Consider the following 1,778-nt stretch of genomic DNA (forward strand, 5'->3'; position numbering starts at 1 on the left):
AATACAATACTTTTGTTTCCTCATCTGTCATTTTGTTGCTGTTCTAGCATCGTCTCGGAAGGTTAACTCCCCCTCCGATTCTTGCATTTCTTCTCGATCAAGTTGTCGGAGATGAATATGCTTGCGTCCCAGAGAGATTTCAAATTTATCTCCTGGACTCAAACCCATCTGTTTGGTATAAGCGGAGCCAATTATCAGATTGCCGTTAGCCTGCACACTAATGCGATAGTTAAGAGAAGACTCTCCACGATGAATACTCTCTTGCTGACTGCCATTAAGCTGTATGCCCTCAGCATCAATAAGGGCATTCAAGAACTTCATCATATTGACCCGCTTTACGCCGCTTTTAGTGGCAGTGTAGTAGCCACAAGCTGTAGCCTTTTCTTGTTTGCTCAAGTTTCCTAGCTTCTTTACGTTTTTGAGTAACGCCTCACCAGTTAGAGTCTCTCTTTTTTTAGACTTTTCCAGTGATTGAACTTGTAGCTTTTTCAGTAGCTCATTAATAATGCGTTTAGCAAGATTACCCTTCTGAGCCACCACTTGCAAACGTTCCAAGACCTTCTCGCCTACAGGCAAATATAGCTCCGCTAAACCTATCGACCTCAAGGAATCAGCCGCTGTTAATGTCAACTCGTCATCTTCCTCCCCAATTATCTCCAGCAGCAAAGGAACTGCCTGACGCGCCTCTCCCCAGTCGAGAATTTCGGCACAGCGCACCTGCCAGTCCTTTGAGCGATTTTGCCAAGAGGCGTGAAGAGCATTCCAATCCTCTGTAGTCAGTTGTTTAACCAGCTCACGCGCATATAAACTAGCGTCATCAGCCCAATAGTCCTCCGAGAAATCTTGGCTTAAATACACATCTAGCTCTTGGAAAGTCGTCATAGTCCCGTCGCCTCAGAAATTGGTCGTCGGATTGCCGCCAGTGGGGTAAGAGGATGTCACATTTCCCGCCGAATCCTTGATTACTTCCCACTCTACGCCATCAACAATCTGCCGATGCAAAGTTGAACTATCACCCCGCGAACTTGTTGCAACAGGTGAAGTACAAGCTACTTGGTTTGTCACCTCGATAATCTTGTCATCGCTCCAACTGTCCGGTGCTAAAGTGGACTTCTTGATTTTAGAGACGCTATCATCTGGAAATTCTTTAACTAACTTAACAGTTGTTGTGCCATCTGGGTTATTGCTAAGAACCTCGACATCGAAATCCGAACGGCTTTTAATTTTTGGTGAGTGTGCGCCTATCAGTTTGTTGGAAAGACCACCAGGCGAGTTGGGATTCGGAACTCGCTCCCCATAGAGGATTTTATCTCGCATTGCTTAACCACCTTTTAAGGCTTTTAAGCCAATTCTGAGGTGCGGCTTTAAGATATCCGAGATTCTTCGCTAAACTAGCGTTTTGCTCAACATGACAGTTTTTTGCTGGGTAGTCAGGCTGGGGCTGTACTCTTAGCATTGCTGTCTTTCAAGCTTTCAACAACTTTGGATAGTTGTGCGATCGCGTTGCGCTGACTTGTCAGTTCGCACAATTTCCTAAACCACCCGGTTCTGACAAATGCACTCTGCGTACCAATTAAAGCTGGCTTTGGGAATGCGCTGTTGTGTCTTGTAATCGACATAGGTAATCCCGAAGCGGCGACTATAACCGTAAGGCCACTCAAAGTTATCCATAAAACTCCAGAGGAAGTAACCTTTCAGGGGATAACCTTCACGAATGGCTCGATGAGCCGCCTTCAAATACTGGCGTAAATACATAATGCGATCTGTATCAATTACCT

At 45.4% G+C, this 1,778-nt stretch carries 3 protein-coding genes; all 3 read right to left on the reverse strand.

The window, feature by feature from the left end; translation table 11 throughout:
• Positions 1-27: 27 nt before the first annotated feature.
• Entirely contained in the window at positions 28-468 is a 441-nt protein-coding gene (locus H6F63_RS29690) for an AbrB family transcriptional regulator (RefSeq protein ID WP_190633821.1), read from the reverse strand.
• Between the two features lie 426 nt (positions 469-894).
• On the reverse strand, positions 895-1,317 hold the full coding sequence (locus tag H6F63_RS00010; RefSeq protein WP_190633816.1) for an EndoU domain-containing protein: 423 nt from the start codon (positions 1,315-1,317) through the stop codon (positions 895-897).
• A gap of 216 nt (positions 1,318-1,533) precedes the next feature.
• On the reverse strand, positions 1,534-1,778 hold a 245-nt coding region (locus H6F63_RS00015), incomplete at its 5' end, for a family 1 glycosylhydrolase (RefSeq protein ID WP_190633818.1).

The organism is Trichocoleus sp. FACHB-40, from assembly GCF_014695915.1.
GTDB lineage: Bacteria > Cyanobacteriota > Cyanobacteriia > Cyanobacteriales > FACHB-T130 > Funiculus > Funiculus sociatus.